Annotated in this window: 24 protein-coding genes; 2 read left to right on the top strand and 22 right to left on the bottom strand. The window is 69.0% G+C overall.

What is annotated here, in order from left to right; translation table 11 throughout:
• Positions 1-7 precede the first annotated feature (7 nt).
• The gene (locus tag ACQ1X7_RS07085) at positions 8-919 is read right to left on the bottom strand and encodes a PfkB family carbohydrate kinase (protein WP_432477466.1); all 912 of its coding nucleotides are present in this window, start codon (positions 917-919) and stop codon (positions 8-10) included.
• Between the two features lie 148 nt (positions 920-1,067).
• Here ACQ1X7_RS07085 and ACQ1X7_RS07090 point away from each other — a divergent pair, with 148 nt between their 5' ends.
• Both ACQ1X7_RS07090 and ACQ1X7_RS07095 read left to right on the top strand, forming a co-directional pair.
• Positions 1,068-1,448, top strand: a complete 381-nt coding sequence (locus ACQ1X7_RS07090) for a DUF805 domain-containing protein (RefSeq protein ID WP_432477467.1) — start codon at positions 1,068-1,070, stop codon at positions 1,446-1,448.
• A 5-nt stretch (positions 1,449-1,453) separates the two neighbouring features.
• Positions 1,454-1,810 carry a GntR family transcriptional regulator gene (locus ACQ1X7_RS07095; protein WP_432477468.1) on the top strand — a complete coding sequence of 119 codons (357 nt, stop codon included), beginning with the start codon at positions 1,454-1,456 and terminating at the stop codon, positions 1,808-1,810.
• Between the two features lie 64 nt (positions 1,811-1,874).
• Here ACQ1X7_RS07095 and rplQ read toward each other — a convergent pair whose 3' ends face one another.
• The 21 genes from rplQ to rplX form a co-directional block, all read right to left on the bottom strand.
• Positions 1,875-2,486: a 50S ribosomal protein L17 gene (gene rplQ, locus ACQ1X7_RS07100; RefSeq protein ID WP_432477469.1), complete on the bottom strand. Its 612-nt coding sequence runs from the start codon at positions 2,484-2,486 to the stop codon at positions 1,875-1,877.
• A 188-nt stretch (positions 2,487-2,674) separates the two neighbouring features.
• Positions 2,675-3,694: a DNA-directed RNA polymerase subunit alpha gene (locus tag ACQ1X7_RS07105; RefSeq protein WP_432477470.1), complete on the bottom strand. Its 1,020-nt coding sequence runs from the start codon at positions 3,692-3,694 to the stop codon at positions 2,675-2,677.
• Positions 3,695-3,803: 109 nt separating this feature from the next.
• Positions 3,804-4,412: a 30S ribosomal protein S4 gene (rpsD, locus tag ACQ1X7_RS07110; RefSeq protein WP_432477471.1), complete on the bottom strand. Its 609-nt coding sequence runs from the start codon at positions 4,410-4,412 to the stop codon at positions 3,804-3,806.
• Positions 4,413-4,446: 34 nt separating this feature from the next.
• Positions 4,447-4,842, bottom strand: coding sequence for a 30S ribosomal protein S11 (gene rpsK / locus ACQ1X7_RS07115; protein WP_432477472.1), 396 nt, complete (start codon positions 4,840-4,842; stop codon positions 4,447-4,449).
• A gap of 67 nt (positions 4,843-4,909) precedes the next feature.
• Complete coding sequence (gene rpsM, locus ACQ1X7_RS07120; protein WP_432477473.1) at positions 4,910-5,287, bottom strand: 30S ribosomal protein S13; 378 nt, start codon at positions 5,285-5,287, stop codon at positions 4,910-4,912.
• Positions 5,288-5,435: 148 nt separating this feature from the next.
• A complete protein-coding gene (gene rpmJ, locus ACQ1X7_RS07125; protein WP_343916186.1) occupies positions 5,436-5,549 on the bottom strand; it encodes a 50S ribosomal protein L36 in 114 nt (37 codons plus the stop codon).
• A gap of 32 nt (positions 5,550-5,581) precedes the next feature.
• Positions 5,582-5,803, bottom strand: a complete 222-nt coding sequence (gene infA / locus ACQ1X7_RS07130) for a translation initiation factor IF-1 (protein ID WP_011757309.1) — start codon at positions 5,801-5,803, stop codon at positions 5,582-5,584.
• Positions 5,804-6,040: 237 nt separating this feature from the next.
• A complete protein-coding gene (locus tag ACQ1X7_RS07135) occupies positions 6,041-7,126 on the bottom strand; it encodes an LLM class flavin-dependent oxidoreductase (RefSeq protein ID WP_432477474.1) in 1,086 nt (361 codons plus the stop codon).
• 8 nt (positions 7,127-7,134) lie between these two features.
• Positions 7,135-8,154 (bottom strand): TerC family protein, encoded by a 1,020-nt coding sequence (locus tag ACQ1X7_RS07140; protein WP_432477475.1) that lies wholly within the window; start codon positions 8,152-8,154, stop codon positions 7,135-7,137.
• Positions 8,155-8,315: 161 nt separating this feature from the next.
• The gene (map, locus tag ACQ1X7_RS07145) at positions 8,316-9,155 is read right to left on the bottom strand and encodes a type I methionyl aminopeptidase (protein WP_432477476.1); all 840 of its coding nucleotides are present in this window, start codon (positions 9,153-9,155) and stop codon (positions 8,316-8,318) included.
• 123 nt (positions 9,156-9,278) lie between these two features.
• On the bottom strand, positions 9,279-9,854 hold the full coding sequence (locus ACQ1X7_RS07150) for an adenylate kinase (protein WP_432477477.1): 576 nt from the start codon (positions 9,852-9,854) through the stop codon (positions 9,279-9,281).
• A gap of 72 nt (positions 9,855-9,926) precedes the next feature.
• Positions 9,927-11,222 (bottom strand): preprotein translocase subunit SecY, encoded by a 1,296-nt coding sequence (gene secY, locus ACQ1X7_RS07155; RefSeq protein WP_432477478.1) that lies wholly within the window; start codon positions 11,220-11,222, stop codon positions 9,927-9,929.
• A 133-nt stretch (positions 11,223-11,355) separates the two neighbouring features.
• Complete coding sequence (gene rplO / locus ACQ1X7_RS07160; protein ID WP_432477479.1) at positions 11,356-11,796, bottom strand: 50S ribosomal protein L15; 441 nt, start codon at positions 11,794-11,796, stop codon at positions 11,356-11,358.
• A gap of 1 nt (position 11,797) precedes the next feature.
• Positions 11,798-11,980 carry a 50S ribosomal protein L30 gene (rpmD, locus tag ACQ1X7_RS07165; RefSeq protein ID WP_432477480.1) on the bottom strand — a complete coding sequence of 61 codons (183 nt, stop codon included), beginning with the start codon at positions 11,978-11,980 and terminating at the stop codon, positions 11,798-11,800.
• Positions 11,980-12,597 carry a 30S ribosomal protein S5 gene (gene rpsE, locus ACQ1X7_RS07170; RefSeq protein WP_432477481.1) on the bottom strand — a complete coding sequence of 206 codons (618 nt, stop codon included), beginning with the start codon at positions 12,595-12,597 and terminating at the stop codon, positions 11,980-11,982. The genes rpmD and rpsE overlap by 1 nt, the downstream gene beginning before the upstream one ends.
• A 31-nt stretch (positions 12,598-12,628) precedes the next feature.
• Positions 12,629-13,012 (bottom strand): 50S ribosomal protein L18, encoded by a 384-nt coding sequence (gene rplR / locus ACQ1X7_RS07175; protein ID WP_432477753.1) that lies wholly within the window; start codon positions 13,010-13,012, stop codon positions 12,629-12,631.
• A gap of 2 nt (positions 13,013-13,014) precedes the next feature.
• Positions 13,015-13,554: a 50S ribosomal protein L6 gene (gene rplF, locus ACQ1X7_RS07180; protein WP_432477482.1), complete on the bottom strand. Its 540-nt coding sequence runs from the start codon at positions 13,552-13,554 to the stop codon at positions 13,015-13,017.
• A 30-nt stretch (positions 13,555-13,584) separates the two neighbouring features.
• The gene (rpsH, locus tag ACQ1X7_RS07185; RefSeq protein WP_432477483.1) at positions 13,585-13,986 is read right to left on the bottom strand and encodes a 30S ribosomal protein S8; all 402 of its coding nucleotides are present in this window, start codon (positions 13,984-13,986) and stop codon (positions 13,585-13,587) included.
• A gap of 72 nt (positions 13,987-14,058) precedes the next feature.
• On the bottom strand, positions 14,059-14,244 hold the full coding sequence (locus ACQ1X7_RS07190; RefSeq protein ID WP_011757321.1) for a type Z 30S ribosomal protein S14: 186 nt from the start codon (positions 14,242-14,244) through the stop codon (positions 14,059-14,061).
• A gap of 15 nt (positions 14,245-14,259) precedes the next feature.
• The gene (rplE, locus tag ACQ1X7_RS07195; protein ID WP_432477484.1) at positions 14,260-14,835 is read right to left on the bottom strand and encodes a 50S ribosomal protein L5; all 576 of its coding nucleotides are present in this window, start codon (positions 14,833-14,835) and stop codon (positions 14,260-14,262) included.
• Position 14,836: 1 nt separating this feature from the next.
• Entirely contained in the window at positions 14,837-15,211 is a 375-nt protein-coding gene (gene rplX / locus ACQ1X7_RS07200; protein WP_432477485.1) for a 50S ribosomal protein L24, read from the bottom strand.
• Position 15,212 lies beyond the last annotated feature (1 nt).

A 15,212-nucleotide genomic window follows, 5' to 3' on the forward strand; every position in this document is an offset into this window, starting at 1 on the left:
GTCGAGGTCAGAGCAGCTCGCTGCGGTACGGCGGGTCCGCCCCCGGCCGGCCCACCGTCACCGCCGCCGCGCGGGCCGCCTGCGCGGTGACGTCGACCGCCAGGTCGCGCGGAGCGTCGCGCAGCCGGTCGCGTCGGTCGGCGCCGAGCAGACCGCGCTTCCAGAGGGCGTCGATCAGCCCCGCGCAGAAGGTGTCACCGGCCGCGATGGTGTCGGCGACGACCACGGGTACGGCGGCCACGTCGACCTCCAGCGTGTTGGTCACCCACGTCGCGCCCTCCGGGCCCCGGGTGACCACCACGGCCGCGGGGCCGAGTGCGAGCAGCCGCTTGGCCCCGACCACCGGGTCGTCGCCGCCGTACAGCACGGCGAGGTCCTCGTCGGACGCCTTCACCAGGTCGCTCAACGCCGCCACCGCCTCCACCTGGTCGACCAGCTCCGGGCCGGTGCCGGTGATCGCCGGGCGGGCGTTGACGTCGTAGCTGATGGTCGCGACCTCGCGCAGCCCCTGCAGCATCGCCAGGACGTCGTCGGCCCCCGGCTGGAGCACCGCGCCGAGCGAGCAGGTGTGGACCACCACGGGGGGCGGGCCCTCGCCCAGCGGGTTCAACCGCCAGGAGAGGTCGAAGTCGTAGGTCGCGTGGCCGTCGGCGCCGATCGTGGCGACCGCCGTCGAGGTGTGGCCCACGGCGAACGGGTCGGTCGCGAGCTCCACCCGGTCGCGCGCGAGCCAGTCGGCGAGGACCCGGCCCCGCTCGTCGTCCCCCCAGCTGGTCGCGAACCGCACCGACCGGTCGAGCCGCGCCATCGCGACGGCGACGTTGGCGGCGCTGCCCCCCGGGAACTCGGTGGTGCTGCCGTCGCCACCCCGCACGATGTCGATGAGGGACTCCCCCACGACCAGGGCCGACTCAGGCATGGGCAATGCCTACCGCATCGGGAAGACCTGCGCGAGGGCCTGACCACCGGCGCCACCCCGTGGCGCACTCCCGTCGGACACCCCGGGTGGGCTAGCCTCCCGGAGGAGTGGCACGCGACCTGGCGTGCCCCGTCACGGGAGTTCCCTGATGAGCTTTGCCGATGCAGTACGCACCTGTCTCGCCAAGTACGTCGTCTTCTCGGGACGGGCCCGCCGGTCGGAGTACTGGTGGTTCGTGCTCTTCAACATCCTGGTCAGCATCGCCGCCGGCATCGTCGACGTGATCCTCGGCACCGACTACGACTGGGGATCCGGGCTGATCGGCACCCTCGTGTCGCTCGCCCTGTTCCTGCCCAGCCTGGCCGTCGCGATCCGCCGCCTGCACGACACCTCGCGCACCGGGTGGTGGGTCCTCATCGGTCTCGTCCCGGTGATCGGGTGGATCGTCCTGCTCATCTTCTACGTGCAGGACAGCCACCCCGACAACCAGTACGGACCGAGCCCCAAGGCCCTCCAGGCGCCGGCCTGACGGCCGTGCTGGAACGCCCCGACCCGGGCGCGGCCGAGCCGCCGTTCGAGCAGCTCCGCTCGCAGGTCGCCCGCAAGGCGGCCTCGGGCCAGCTGCCGGCCGGTACCCGGCTCCCCACGGTCCGGGCCCTGGCGGCCGAGCTCGGGCTCGCGGCCAACACCGTGGCGCGCGCCTACCGGGAGCTCGAGGCCGACGGCGTCGTGGTCACGGAGGGCCGGCGTGGGACCTTCGTGGCGACCACCGCGGCCGCCTCGTCGGTCGATGCCACCTCCGCAGCCGCGGCGTACGTCGGCGCGGTCCGTCGGCTCGGACTCGGACGGGCCGAGGCGGTCCGCCTGGTCGAGCAGGCCTGGCAGGGCTGAGGGCCCGGACGACGACGGCCCGCCACCCTCGCGGGTGACGGGCCGTCGTGCGGTGCGTGGTGCCTCAGGCGTCCTTGGACTCCTCGGCGTCCTCGTCGGAGGCGTCCTCGGTGGGAGCCTCGTCGGCGGCGCCCTCCTCGGCCGGCGCCTCCTCGACCTGCTCCTCGGCCGGGGCGTCCGCGGAGTCCACGGAGTCCCCGGAGTCGCTCGAGCTGTCGGACGAGTCGTCGCTGGACACGTCGTCGTCGTCGACCTCGTCGGCGACCGGCGCTGCAGCGGGCGCAGACTTCTTCTTCGAGCTCGACGGCTTCGGCGAGTACTCCTCGGTCACCAGCTCGATCACGGCCATCGGCGCGTTGTCGCCCTTGCGGGGCCCGATCTTGGTGATCCGGGTGTAGCCGCCCGGGCGCTCGGCGAACGTCGGGGCGATCTCGGTGAAGAGGGTGTGCACGACCGCCTTGTCGCGGACGGTCTTGAGCACCTCACGACGGTTGTGCAGGTCGCCCTTCTTGGCCTTGGTGATCAGCTTCTCCGCCAGCGGCCGCAGCGTGCGCGCCCGCGACTCGGTCGTCGTGATCCGGCCGTGCTCGAACAGCTGGGTCGCCAGGTTCGACAGGATCAGGCGCTGGTGGGACGGGCTGCCGCCGAGGCGGGGGCCCTTCTTCGGGGTGGGCATCTGTTCTCTCGATTCTCCCCGGCCGTGTCAGGTACCGGAGTAGACGGTCTTCTCAGTTCACTGTGTCGCTGAGCGTGGAGCTGGTGCGTGCATCGCTTGAGCTGCGGAGGGAAGGCGGCCCGCCCATGACATCGAGCTTGGGGCCGTCGACCGACGACAACGCCGCGAGGTGCGTGCCAGATCTTCGCTCAGTACTGCTCGTCCTCGACGAAGGCATCGTCGTCGTCCTCGGCGCTGAACGCGGCGAGGGCGGCGTGCGGGTCGAAGCCGGGCGCGCTGTCCTTGAGGGAGAGGCCCATCTCGTGGAGCTTGGCCTTGACCTCGTCGATGGACTTGGCACCGAAGTTGCGGATGTCGAGCAGGTCCTGCTCCGAGCGCGAGATCAGCTCACCCACGGTGTGGATGCCCTCCCGCTTGAGGCAGTTGTAGGACCGCACCGTGAGGTTGAGGTCCTCGACCGGCAGCGCCAGGTCGGCGGCGAGCTGCTCGTCGACCGGCGACGGGCCGATGTCGATGCCCTCGGCCTCGACGTTGAGCTCACGGGCGAGCCCGAACAGCTCCACGAGGGTCTTGCCGGCCGACGCGATGGCGTCGCGCGGACGGATCGAGGGCTTGGTCTCGACGTCGATGACCAGCTTGTCGAAGTCGGTGCGCTGCTCGACGCGGGTGGCCTCGACCTTGTAGGTCACCTTCAGCACGGGGCTGTAGATCGAGTCGACCGGCATCCGGCCGATCTCGTTGTCGGCACCCTTGTTCTGGACCGAGGACACGTAGCCGCGGCCACGCTCGACGACCAGCTCCATCTCCAGCTTGCCCTTGTCGGACAGGGTGGCGATCTTGAGGTCGGGGTTGTGGACCTCGACGCCCGCAGGCGGGTTGATGTCGGCGGCGGTGACGTCGCCGGCGCCCGACTTGCGGAGGTACATGGTGACCGGCTCGTCGTGCTCGGAGGAGACGACGAGGCCCTTGAGGTTGAGGATCACCTCGGTGACGTCCTCCTTCACGCCCTCGATGGTCGAGAACTCGTGGAGGACCCCGTCGACCTTGATGCTGGTGACGGAGGCACCGGGGATGGAGGACAGCAGGGTACGCCGGAGCGAGTTCCCGAGCGTGTAGCCGAAGCCGGGCTCCAGCGGCTCGATGACGAACCGCGAGCGGAACTCGTCGACGGACTCTTCCGACAGGGTGGGGCGCTGTGCGATGAGCACTGGTTCTTTCCTTTCCGGCCGCGACCGCTATTTGAAGCGACCAGATCTGCGAGGTGTGACGGACCCTTCGAGGCGGTGGTGGCGCAACCTCCTCTGGAACCCGAGAGTGTTACTTCTTGGAGTAGTACTCGACGATGAGCTGCTCCTGGACCGGGATGTCGATCTGCGCCCGGACGGGGAGCTGGTGGACCAGGATCCGCATCCGCGACGGGATCGCCTCGAGCCACGCGGGGACGACGCGCTCGCCGTGGGTCTCGCGAGCCACGATGAACGGGGTCATCTCCAGCGACTTCTCGCGCACGTCGATGATGTCGTGGGTGGTCACCTGGTAGGACGGGATGTCGACCTTGTGGCCGTTGACCGTGAAGTGGCCGTGCACGACCAGCTGCCGGGCGTGGCGGCGGGTGCGCGCGAAGCCGGCGCGGTAGACGACGTTGTCGAGGCGGCACTCGAGGAGCTGCAGCAGGTTGTCACCGGTCTTGCCCGAGCGACGGCTGGCCTCCTTGTAGTAGCGCAGGAACTGCTTCTCGAGCACGCCGTAGGTGTAGCGGGCCTTCTGCTTCTCCCGCAGCTGGAGGAGGTACTCGCTCTCCTTGATGCGGCCGCGGCCGTGCTGGCCGGGGGCGTAGGGACGCTTCTCGAACGCGGCGTCGCCGCCGACGAGGTCGACACCGAGGCGGCGCGACTTCTTGGTCATGGGGCCGGTGTAGCGGGCCATGGTTCAGTTGCTCCTTAGCTGATCGGTGTCGGGGTCAGACGCGCCGGCGCTTGGGCGGGCGGCATCCGTTGTGGGGCGTCGGGGTGACGTCCTGGATGGTGCCGACCTCGAGGCCGATCGCACCCAGGGAACGGATCGCGGTCTCGCGGCCCGAGCCCGGGCCCTTCACGAAGACGTCGATCTTCTTCATCCCGTGCTCCATCGCCCGGCGACCAGCGGCCTCGGCGGCCATCTGCGCGGCGAACGGGGTGGACTTGCGCGAGCCCTTGAAGCCGACCGTGCCGGCCGAGGCCCACGAGATCACCGCACCGGTGGGGTCGGTGATCGTGACGATGGTGTTGTTGAACGTGCTCTTGATGTGGGCCTCGCCCTGGGCGACGTTCTTCTTCTCCTTGCGACGCACCTTCGACGTGCGGCTCTTGGGAGGCATTCGTTATCTCCTGGAAGTAGCTGGGTAAGCGTGCGGGGGAAGTCCGGTGACGGCGCTCAGCGCTGCGTCACTTGGCCTTCTTCTTGCCGGCGACGGTGCGCTTGGGGCCCTTGCGGGTGCGCGCGTTGGTCTTGGTGCGCTGACCGCGGACCGGGAGGCCCTGACGGTGACGGCGACCCTGGTAGCTGCCGATCTCGATCTTGCGACGGATGTCGGCCTGCACCTCGCGGCGCAGGTCACCCTCGATCTTGAGGTCGGCGTTGTCGATGGCGTCACGGAGCTTGACCAGCTCTTCGTCGCCCAGCTGGTGGACCCGGAGGTCGGGGCTGACCCCGGTGACCTCGAGCAGCTGCTGGGCGCGGGTACGGCCGATGCCGTAGATGTAGGTGAGGGCGACCTCGATGCGCTTGTCGCGCGGAAGGTCGACTCCCTGGAGGCGTGCCATGTGATGGCCTTTCGGTTCACGGTGGTGTGGTCGTGCCGCGTCCCCTGGTCTCCCGGGGCTCCGGCCATCCGTTCCGGAGGTGGTTCAGTCGGGCGGGCCCGACCTAAGCGGTCACGTCAGATGGTTGTTCAGTTGTGGGTGTCGGCGATCAGCCCTGGCGCTGCTTGTGGCGCGGGTTGTCGCAGATCACCATGACGCGGCCGTGGCGACGGATCACCTGGCACTTGTCACAGATCTTCTTGACGCTGGGGGCGACCTTCATCAGTCCGTCCCTTTCTGGTCGGAGCGGCCGGCTTACTTGTAGCGGTAGACGATGCGACCCCGGGTGAGGTCGTACGGCGAGAGCTCCACCACCACGCGGTCCTCGGGGAGGATCCGGATGTAGTGCTGGCGCATCTTGCCGCTGATGTGGGCGAGCACCTTGTGCCCGTTGCTCAGCTCGACGCGGAACATGGCGTTGGGGAGGGCCTCCACGACGGTGCCCTCGATCTCGATGACGCCTTCCTTCTTCGGCATGTCCTCCACAATCCGTTGGGTGTCGTCTGTCCACCGTCGACCCGCGAACCTCCGCCCGCAGGCGGTGGACCTCGTGCAGCCGGTCCCGGGTCCTCATTCCCGGGCGCAGCGAGGATCCCCTGGTCAAGGTGATCGGCGAGCGGTCCGGGCAGCCGCGAGGCACCACGAGACGCGACCCACGTTGGGCCGACACGCCAGTGTAGGGCGCAACCGGGGCGAATCCCAACTCGCGGCCGCTCACCCCGGTCTGGGGACGCGCTCCTCGCTGCGCTCGGGCGCCCCGGGCTCGGAGAGCAGCCGCAGGGTCTCCTCCCGGGCCGGGGACCGTCGTGGGTCGGTGCCGGCGAGGGCTCCGGCGACCGGGTGGACCATCACCTCGTCCACGCCGTAGGTCTCGGCCAGGGCGACGACCTGCTCGTGGGCGCTCGCGCCGTCCCCGATCACCCACCGCGACCGCATCGCCTCGACCAGGTCACGGTGCGGTTCCGCCAGCTCGACGGTCTCGGCCTCCTCGACCAGCTGCTGGGGGTGCAGGGGCTGGCCGGTCCGCAGCGCGAGCATCGACAGCAGCTGGGGCAGCGCCAGCCGCTCTGCCAGCGCACGGGTCTCGGCCGCCACCACGTTGAGGGTGAGGAAGGTGCGCGGCTCGGCGAGCACGTCGGAGGGCCGGAACTGCGAGCGGTAGAGCTCGAGCGCCTCGGCGGTCCCGGAGCCGGAGAAGTGGTGCGCGAAGACGTAGGGCAGTCCCTTCTCGGCGGCCAGCCTCGCCGAGAAGTCCGAGGACCCGAGCAGCCAGACGTCCGCGACCCCCGTGGCGTGAGGGGTCGCCCGGAGCGGATGGGTCCGCCCGGCGACCGAGACCGCCGCTCCCCCGACGTCCATCATCGCCAGCACGTCGTCGACGTACGTCGGGAACCGGTCGACGGCGTCGCCGCTCACCCCGCCCGCGCCGTGGCGCAACGCCCAGCCGGTGACCGGGTCGGTGCCCGGGGCCCGGCCGATCCCTAGGTCGATCCGGCCGGGGTGGGCGGCCTCGAGCAGCGCGAACTGCTCCGCCACCACCAGCGGTGCGTGGTTCGGCAGCATCACCCCGCCGGATCCGACCCGGATCCGTTCGGTCGCACCCGCCACCGTCGCGATGAGCACGGGCGGGTTGGTCGCGGCGACCGCCGGCATGTTGTGGTGCTCGGCCAGCCAGTAGCGGCGCAGTCCGAGGTCGTCGGCGACCCGGGCCAGGCTCAGCGTCGCCGCCAGGGCGTCGGCGGAGGTCTGGTCGCTGCGGACGGGGACGAGGTCGAGGACGGAGAGTGCGGGAGAGGGCATCGACTCCCTCAACCGCTGCGGTCCTCCGCTGATTCCGGGGGCTTCGGGGGGGCCGGCGGCACCTCCGGGCGCTGCTCCTCGGTGACCGCCTCCACCCCGGTCTTGCGCAGGCTGGCGACGGCCGTGACGGCCAGGGTCACGAGGATCACGGCGAGGCTCATCAGGGTCGGGACCTCGAACTCGACGACGTGGTACTCGTGCAGCGCGTGGATGACCAGCTTCACGCCGATCCAGGCGAGGATGAACGACAGGCCGAGCGACAGGTACACCAGCCGCTTGAGCAGGCCCCCCAGCAGGAAGTAGAGCTGCCGGAGGCCCATCAGGGCGAACACGTTGGCCGTGAACACCAGGTAGGGCTCCTGGGTGATCCCGAAGATCGCCGGGATCGAGTCGAGCGCGAACAGGATGTCGGTCAGGCCCAGCGCCAGGATGACGATCACCATCGGCGAGAAGACCCGGACCCCGTTGTCCTTCCACCACAGCCGGAGGCCGCGGTACTCCTCCCCCACGTTGAGGTGGCTCTGGGCGAACCTGATGATCCGGTTGTCCTCGGGGTGCTCGTCCTCGTGGGTGCGGTAGCTCTTGACCAGTCCGTAGGCGGTGTAGACGAGGAAGGCCCCGAAGATGAAGAACACCCACACGAAGCGGTCGATCAGGGTGTAGCCGACCGCGATGAAGATGCCGCGGAAGACCAGCGCCAGGATGATGCCCACCATCAGGGCTTCCTGCTGGTACTTGCGCGGGACGTTGAGCGCGGCCATGAGCACGATGAACACGAACAGGTTGTCGACCGAGAGGCTGTACTCGACCAGCCAGCCGGTGTAGAACTCGATGCCGAAGTCGTGGCCGTGGTAGATCCACACCCAGGCGCCGAACGCGACGGCGGCCCCGACGTAGACCGAGAGCGCGACGGCGCACTCCCTGATCGACGGCTCGTGGGGGTTGCGGGCGATGACGACGACGTCGAAGAGCAGGACGCCGATGGTCACGGCGAGGGTGATGCCCCACTCCAGGGTGCTGACGTCCACGGGACCTCCGGTGATGTCGAGGGGTGCTGACTACCTCGGAGGTCTCTTCCGCCGCGGTGAGCGGCCCGCGGCCCCGGACCAACCGGCGGGCGGGCAGTCGTGATGACGAGACCGAGACGTAGGAGTACTCCCCTCCTGGAGCCTCATCCTCGCACAGCGGGTCAGGATCCCCCGAACGGGACCCCGAGCTCCTTGAGACGCTGTTCGCCGCCGTCGAGGGCCGTCAGGACCCAGGCGCCGTCGGGCGTCAGCGTGAAGGAGTGCTCGAAGTGGGCCGCCCAGCTGCCGTCGGTCGTCCCGACGGTCCACTCGTCCGGGAGCAGCTCGGTGCGGTTGCTGCCGAGGGTCACCATCGGCTCGACCGCCAGCGCCATGCCACGCACCAGCTTGGGCCCGCGGCCGGGGCGGCCGTAGTTGGGGACGTTCGGCGGCTGGTGCATGGCGGAGCCGATGCCGTGGCCGACGTACTCCTCGAGGATGCCCCAGGACCCGCCCGTCGGGTGCGGCTGGGACCGGACGTGGGACTCCACCGCGTGCGAGATGTCCGTGAGCCTGCCGCCGAGACGGGCGGCGGCGATGCCGTGCCACAGCGCCTCCTCGGTGACGCGCATCAGCTCGACGACGTCGGGAGCGACCTCGCCCACGCCGACGGTGATCGCGGCGTCGCCGTGCCAGCCGTCGACGATCGCGCCGCAGTCGATCGAGATCACGTCGCCGTCGGCGAGCACCCGGTCGCCGGGGATGCCGTGCACGACCTCGTCGTTGACCGAGGCACAGATGGACGCCGGGAACGGCGGCTGGCTGTACCCCTTGAACGACGGGACCGCGCCGCTGGAGCGGATGTGGTCCTCGGCGATCCGGTCCAGCTCCCCGGTCGTGACGCCCGCGCGCACCGACTCGCGCAGCAGCTCGAGCGTGCGGCCGACCACCAGGCCGGCGCGACGCATGACCTCGATCTGCTCCGGCGTCTTGATCTCGATGCCGCGATCAGCCCAACCCATCTGGTCCGCTCCTCTTGGCTACGGTCTGCTTTCGTCGCACCGGGTTTCGACACGCTCGGTCGCGACCTCGTCCCTCGATCGCGCTCGCTGCTCAACCACCGATGCTCCTCAGTCGTGACTTCGTCACGACTGAGGAACGACATCGAGGGCGTCGAAGATCCGCTTGGTGACTTCGTCGACCGGACCCATGCCGTCGATCTCGACGAGGATGCCGCGCTGGCGGTAGACGTCGATCAGCGGCTCGGTCTGCTCGGCGTAGACCTCCTGACGGCGTCGGATGACGTCCTCGGTGTCGTCGGCCCGACCCTCGGTCCGGGCGCGGTGCAGGAGGCGCTGGACCAGCTCCTCGAAGTCGACGGTCAGCACCACGGCCGCATCGAGGCTGTGCCCGGTGAAGCGGATCATCCCGTCGAGCTCCTCGACCTGGGCCAGGGTGCGGGGGTAGCCGTCGAGCAGGAAGCCCGGCTCGGCGTCCGCCTCGTCGATCCGGTTGCGGACCATCCGGTTGGTCACCTCGTCGGGGACGTACTCACCGGCATCCATGTAGCGCTTGGCCTCGACGCCCAGCTCGGTCCCCTGCGACACGTTCGCCCGGAAGATGTCCCCGGTCGAGATCGCCGGGATCCCGAAGTGCTCGGCGACCCGGGAGGCCTGGGTTCCCTTCCCCGCTCCCGGGGGGCCCATCAGGATCAGTCTCATGGCTGATTCTTACCCACGGTCGGCGTCAGTGCGGAATCGCCGAGCGCCACCGTGGTCTCATCGGCGGACATGTCAGCGCAGGAATCCTTCGTAGTTGCGCTGCTGGAGCTGGCTCTCGATCTGCTTCACCGTGTCGAGGGCGACGCCGACCATGATGAGGATGGACGTGCCGCCGAACGGGAAGTTCTGGTTCGCGTTGATCAGGACCAGGGCGACCAGCGGGATCAGCGAGATCAGGCCCAGGTAGAGCGCCCCCGGCAGCGTGATGCGGGACAGGACGTAGGACAGGTAGTCCTCGGTCGGCTTGCCCGCCCGGATCCCGGGGATGAAGCCGCCGTACTTCTTCATGTTGTCGGCCACCTCTTGGGGGTTGAAGGTGATCGACACGTAGAAGTAGGTGAAGAAGATGATCAGGGCGAAGAACACCGCCATGTAGAGCACGTGGTCGCCCTGGACGAAGTACTTGTTGATGAACTGCACCCACGCCGACGAGCTGTTCTGGTTGAACTGGACGGCGAGCGCCGGCAGGTACATCAGCGACGACGCGAAGATCACGGGGATGATGCCCGCCTGGTTGACCTTGAGCGGGATGTACGTCGAGGAGCCGCCGAACATCTTGCGTCCGACCATCCGTCTGGCGTACTGGACCGGGATCCGGCGCTGGGCCTGCTCGATGAAGATCACGGCCGCGATGATCACGAACCCGATCACCATCACGATCCCGAAGACCCACCAGCCCTGGGAGATGCGCACCTGCCACATCGAGGACGGGAAGGTCGCCACGACCTGGGTGAAGATCAGCAGCGACATGCCGTTGCCGATGCCGTGCTCGGTGATCAGCTCACCGAGCCACATGATGACCGCGGTGCCGGCCGTCATGGTGATCACCATGATCAGGAAGGTCTGGGTGCTGTCGTCGTGGAGCAGGTTGAGCGTGCAGCCCTGCAGCAGGTTGCCGGAGCGGGCCAGCGCCACGATGCCGGTCGCCTGGAGCAGCGCGAGGCCCAGGGTGAGGTAGCGCGTGTACTGGGTGATCTTCGCCTGGCCGGCCTGGCCCTCCTTCTTGAGGGCCTCCAGGCGCGGGATCACCACGACGAGCAGCTGCAGGATGATGCTCGCGGTGATGTAGGGCATGATCCCGAGAGCGAAGATCGTCAGCTGGAGCAGCGCACCGCCCGAGAACAGGTTGATCAGGCTGTAGAGGCCCTGGTCCTGGACCTGGTCGAGGCAGGTCTGCACGTTGGCCACGTCGACCCCCGGCGAGGGCACCTGGGACCCGAGCCTGAAGATCGTGATGATCAGCAGCACGAACAGCAACTTGCGCCGCAGGTCCGGAGTCCGGAATGCGTTGGCGAACGCGCTCAGCACGGCTTCTTCTTCCTCCCAGCTGGGTGGGGCCAGGCCCCTTCAGTCATGGCGTCAGCAGGCGAGACCCGCGACGGCGAGAGGCCCGAGGAAGCCTAACAGGCAACCTCGGGCCGCTCTCGCTCGCATCGGGCGCTCAGATGGTCGTGGTGCTCCCGCCGGCCGCCTCGATCTTCTCCTTGGCGGAGCCGGAGAAGGCGTGGGCGGTGACGTCGACCTTGACCGACAGGTCGCCCTGGCCGAGGACCTTGACGGGCTGGCCCTTGCGGACCGCGCCGCGGGCGACCAGGTCGGCCACCGTCACGTCGCCACCGTCGGGGAACAGCTCGTTGATCCGGGCGAGGTTGACGACCTGGAACTCCACCTTGAACGGGTTCTTGAAGCCCTTGAGCTTGGGCAGCCTCATGTGGATGGGCATCTGCCCACCCTCGAACGAGGCCGGCACCTGGTTGCGGGCCTTGGTGCCCTTGGTTCCGCGGCCGGCCGTCTTGCCCTTGGAGCCCTCGCCGCGACCCACGCGGGTCTTGGCGGTCTTGGCTCCCGGCGCCGGGCGCAGGTGATGCAGCTTCAGCGTCATGTCACTCCACCTCTTCGACCGTCACGAGGTGACGGACGGTCTGGACCATGCCCCGGATCTCGGGCCGGTCCTCCTTGATCACGACGTCGCCGATCCGCTTGAGACCCAGCGTGCGCAGGGTCTCCCGCTGGTTGGACTTGCAGCCGATCGTCGACCTCTTCTGCTGGACCTTCAGCTGCGCCATCAGGCCGACACCTCCTGGGAGACGCCCTCGGGCACCTCGGCGCGGGCCTTGAGCAGGGCCGCCGGGGCGACCTCCTCGACGGGACGGCCGCGCCGGGCCGCCACCGACTCCGGCTGCTCGAGCATCCGGAGCGCCTCGACGGTCGCGTGCACGATGTTGATCTGGTTGGACGACCCGAGCGACTTGCTCAGGACGTCGTGGATGCCGGCGCACTCCAGGACGGCGCGCACCGGGCCACCGGCGATCACACCGGTACCGGGGGCGGCCGGCCGCAGCAGCACCACGCCGGCGGCCTTCTCACCCTGCACCGGGTGCGGGATGGTGCCCTGGATGCGGGGGACCCGGAAGAAGTTCTTCTTGGCCTCCTCGACACCCTTGGCGATGGCGGCCGGGACCTCCTTGGCCTTGCCGTAGCCGACGCCGACCATGCCCTCGCCGTCACCCACGATCACGAGGGCGGTGAAGCTGAAGCGACGACCACCCTTCACGACCTTGGCGACCCGGTTGATCGCCACGACGCGCTCGAGGTACTGGCTCTTCTCCTGGCCACCGCGACCACCGTCGCGGCCACCGCGGCCGCCACCGGCGCGCTGTCCGCGCTGCTGGGATCCGCTCATCAGATAACTCCCTTGAATGTCATGTCTGCCATCAGAAGGTCAGGCCGCCCTCGCGGGCGCCGTCGGCCAGGGCCGCGATCCGGCCGTGGTACTTGTTGCCGGCCCGGTCGAAGACGACCGACTCGACACCCTGGTCCTTGGCCCGGGCGGCGACGAGCTCGCCGACCTTCTTGGCCTTGGCGGTCTTGTCGCCGTCGAGGGTGCGCAGGTCGGACTCCATCGAGGAGGCCGAGGCCAGCGTCTTGCCGACCAGGTCGTCGACGACCTGCACCGTGATGTGGCGCGAGGACCTGGTGACGACCAGCCGCGGACGCGCGGCGGTGCCGGCGACCTTCTTGCGACCCCGGACCTGGCGGCGCAGCCGCGCCCGGGTCCGGGTCGAGGTGTGCTTGTGGTGGGAGAGCTTGATGCCCATGGTCACTTACCAGCCTTTCCGACCTTGCGGCGGATGTGCTCACCCGCGTAGCGAACGCCCTTGCCCTTGTAGGGCTCGGGCTTGCGCAGCTTGCGGATGTTGGCCGCGGTCTCGCCGACCAGCTGCTTGTCGATGCCCTGCACCCCGAGCTTGGTCGGGCCCTCGACGGTGAAGGTGATGCCCTCGGGGGCGTCGAAGGTGATCGAGTGGCTGTAGCCGAGCTGGAACTCCAGCTGGGTCGGGCCCTTCGACAGCACGCGGTAGCCGACGCCGAAGATCTCGAGCTTCTTCTCGTAGCCCTCGGTGACACCGACGACCATGTTGTTGATCAGGGTCCGGGTCAGGCCGTGCAGCGAGCGGCTCTCCCGCTCGTCGTCGGGGCGCTTGACCTCGAGGACGCCGTCGTTCTTCTCCACGCTGATCGGGGTGGCCACCCGGTGGCTCAGGGTGCCCTTCGGCCCCTTGACCGTCACCAGGCGGTCGTCGATCGCGACGTCGACACCCGACGGCACCGCGATGGGAAGCTTGCCAATGCGCGACATGCTTGTTGTCTCCTTCGCTCTCTCGTCGGGTTACCAGACGTAGGCGAGGACTTCCCCACCCACGCCCTTCTGGTTGGCCTGGCGGTCGGTCAGCAGACCCTGGCTCGTCGAGATGATCGCGACACCCAGGCCGCCCAGCACCTTCGGGAGACCGGTGTGCTTGGCGTAGACGCGCAGGCCGGGCTTGCTGATCCGGCGGACGCCCGCGATGGAACGCTCCCGGTTGCGGCCGTACTTGAGGGTGATCACCAGCAGCTTGCCGGGGCCCTCGGCGTCCTGCACCTCGAAGGACGTGATGTAGCCCTCCTGCTGGAGGATCTCGGCGACGCCCTGCTTGAGCTTGCTGTAGGGCATCGTCACGTCGTCGTGGTACGCCTGGTTGGCGTTGCGCAGACGGGTCAGCATGTCTGCGATCGGGTCAGTCATCGTCATGGTTGGTGGTTCTCTCTCTTCTGTGGTTTCCCGTCCGCGGACGGGACCTTCAGCGGTTGGTGGTCGTCCTGCTCACCACGAGGACTTGGTCACGCCGGGCAGCTCGCCCCGGTGGGCCATCTCGCGCAGGCAGATGCGGCACAGGCCGAACTTGCGGTAGACGGCCTTGGGCCGGCCGCAGCGCTGGCAGCGCGTGTAGCCACGCACCGCGAACTTCGGCTTGCGGGCGGCCTTGACCTTGAGTGCAGTCTTCGCCATCTCTCTAGCTCCTTCTCAGCGCTCCGCGAAGGGGAACCCGAGCTGCTTGAGCAGCGCGCGTCCCTCGTCGTCGTTGGTGGCGGTGGTCACGACCGTGATGTCCATGCCCCGCGAACGGTCCAGTCGGTCCTGGTCGATCTCGTGGAACATGACCTGCTCGGTCAGGCCGAACGTGTAGTTGCCGCGGCCGTCGAACTGCTTGGGCGAGAGGCCACGGAAGTCGCGGATCCGGGGCAGCGCGAGCGCCAGCAGCCGGTCCAGGAACTCCCACATCCGGTCGCCCCGAAGCGTCACGTGGGCGCCGATCGGCATGCCCTCGCGCAGCTTGAACTGGGCGATCGACTTGCGGGCCCGGGTCACCATCGGCTTCTGGCCGGTGATGGCCGTGAGGTCCTTGACGGCACCCTCGATCAGCTTGGAGTCGCGGGCGGCCTCGCCCACACCCATGTTGACCACGATCTTGACCAGGCCGGGGACCTGCATGACGTTCGCGATCTCGAACTCGCTCTGGAGCGCGGGGATGATCTCCTCGCGGTAGCGGGTCTTGAGCCTCGGGGTGACCTTCTCCGTGGTTGCTGCGGTCTCGGTCATCTCAGATCTCCTTCCCGGTCTTGCGGGACACGCGGACGCTGCGCGTGGAGGTGTACGTCGAGCCGTCGGGACGGCGCTTGGTGACCTCTTCGCGCTTGAAGCCGACCCGGGTGACCCCGTCGCCCTCGACCAGCATCACGTTGGACACGTGGATCGGGGCCTCGGCGGTGATGATGCCGCCGGTGGTGCCGGCGCGGCCGCCCTGGTCGATGACCTTGGTGTGGCGCTTCATCCGGTTGACGCCCTCGACGATCACCCGCTGCTCCTCGCGGAGCACCCGGATGACCTTGCCCTCGGCGCCCTTGTCCTTGCCGGAGATGACCCGGACCTGGTCGCCCTTCTTGATGTTCACAGTCTTCTTCCCCTGCTTGGCCATT

Origin of the sequence: Nocardioides sp. GXQ0305 (genome assembly GCF_050880345.1) — a bacterium.
Classification (GTDB): domain Bacteria; phylum Actinomycetota; class Actinomycetes; order Propionibacteriales; family Nocardioidaceae; genus Nocardioides.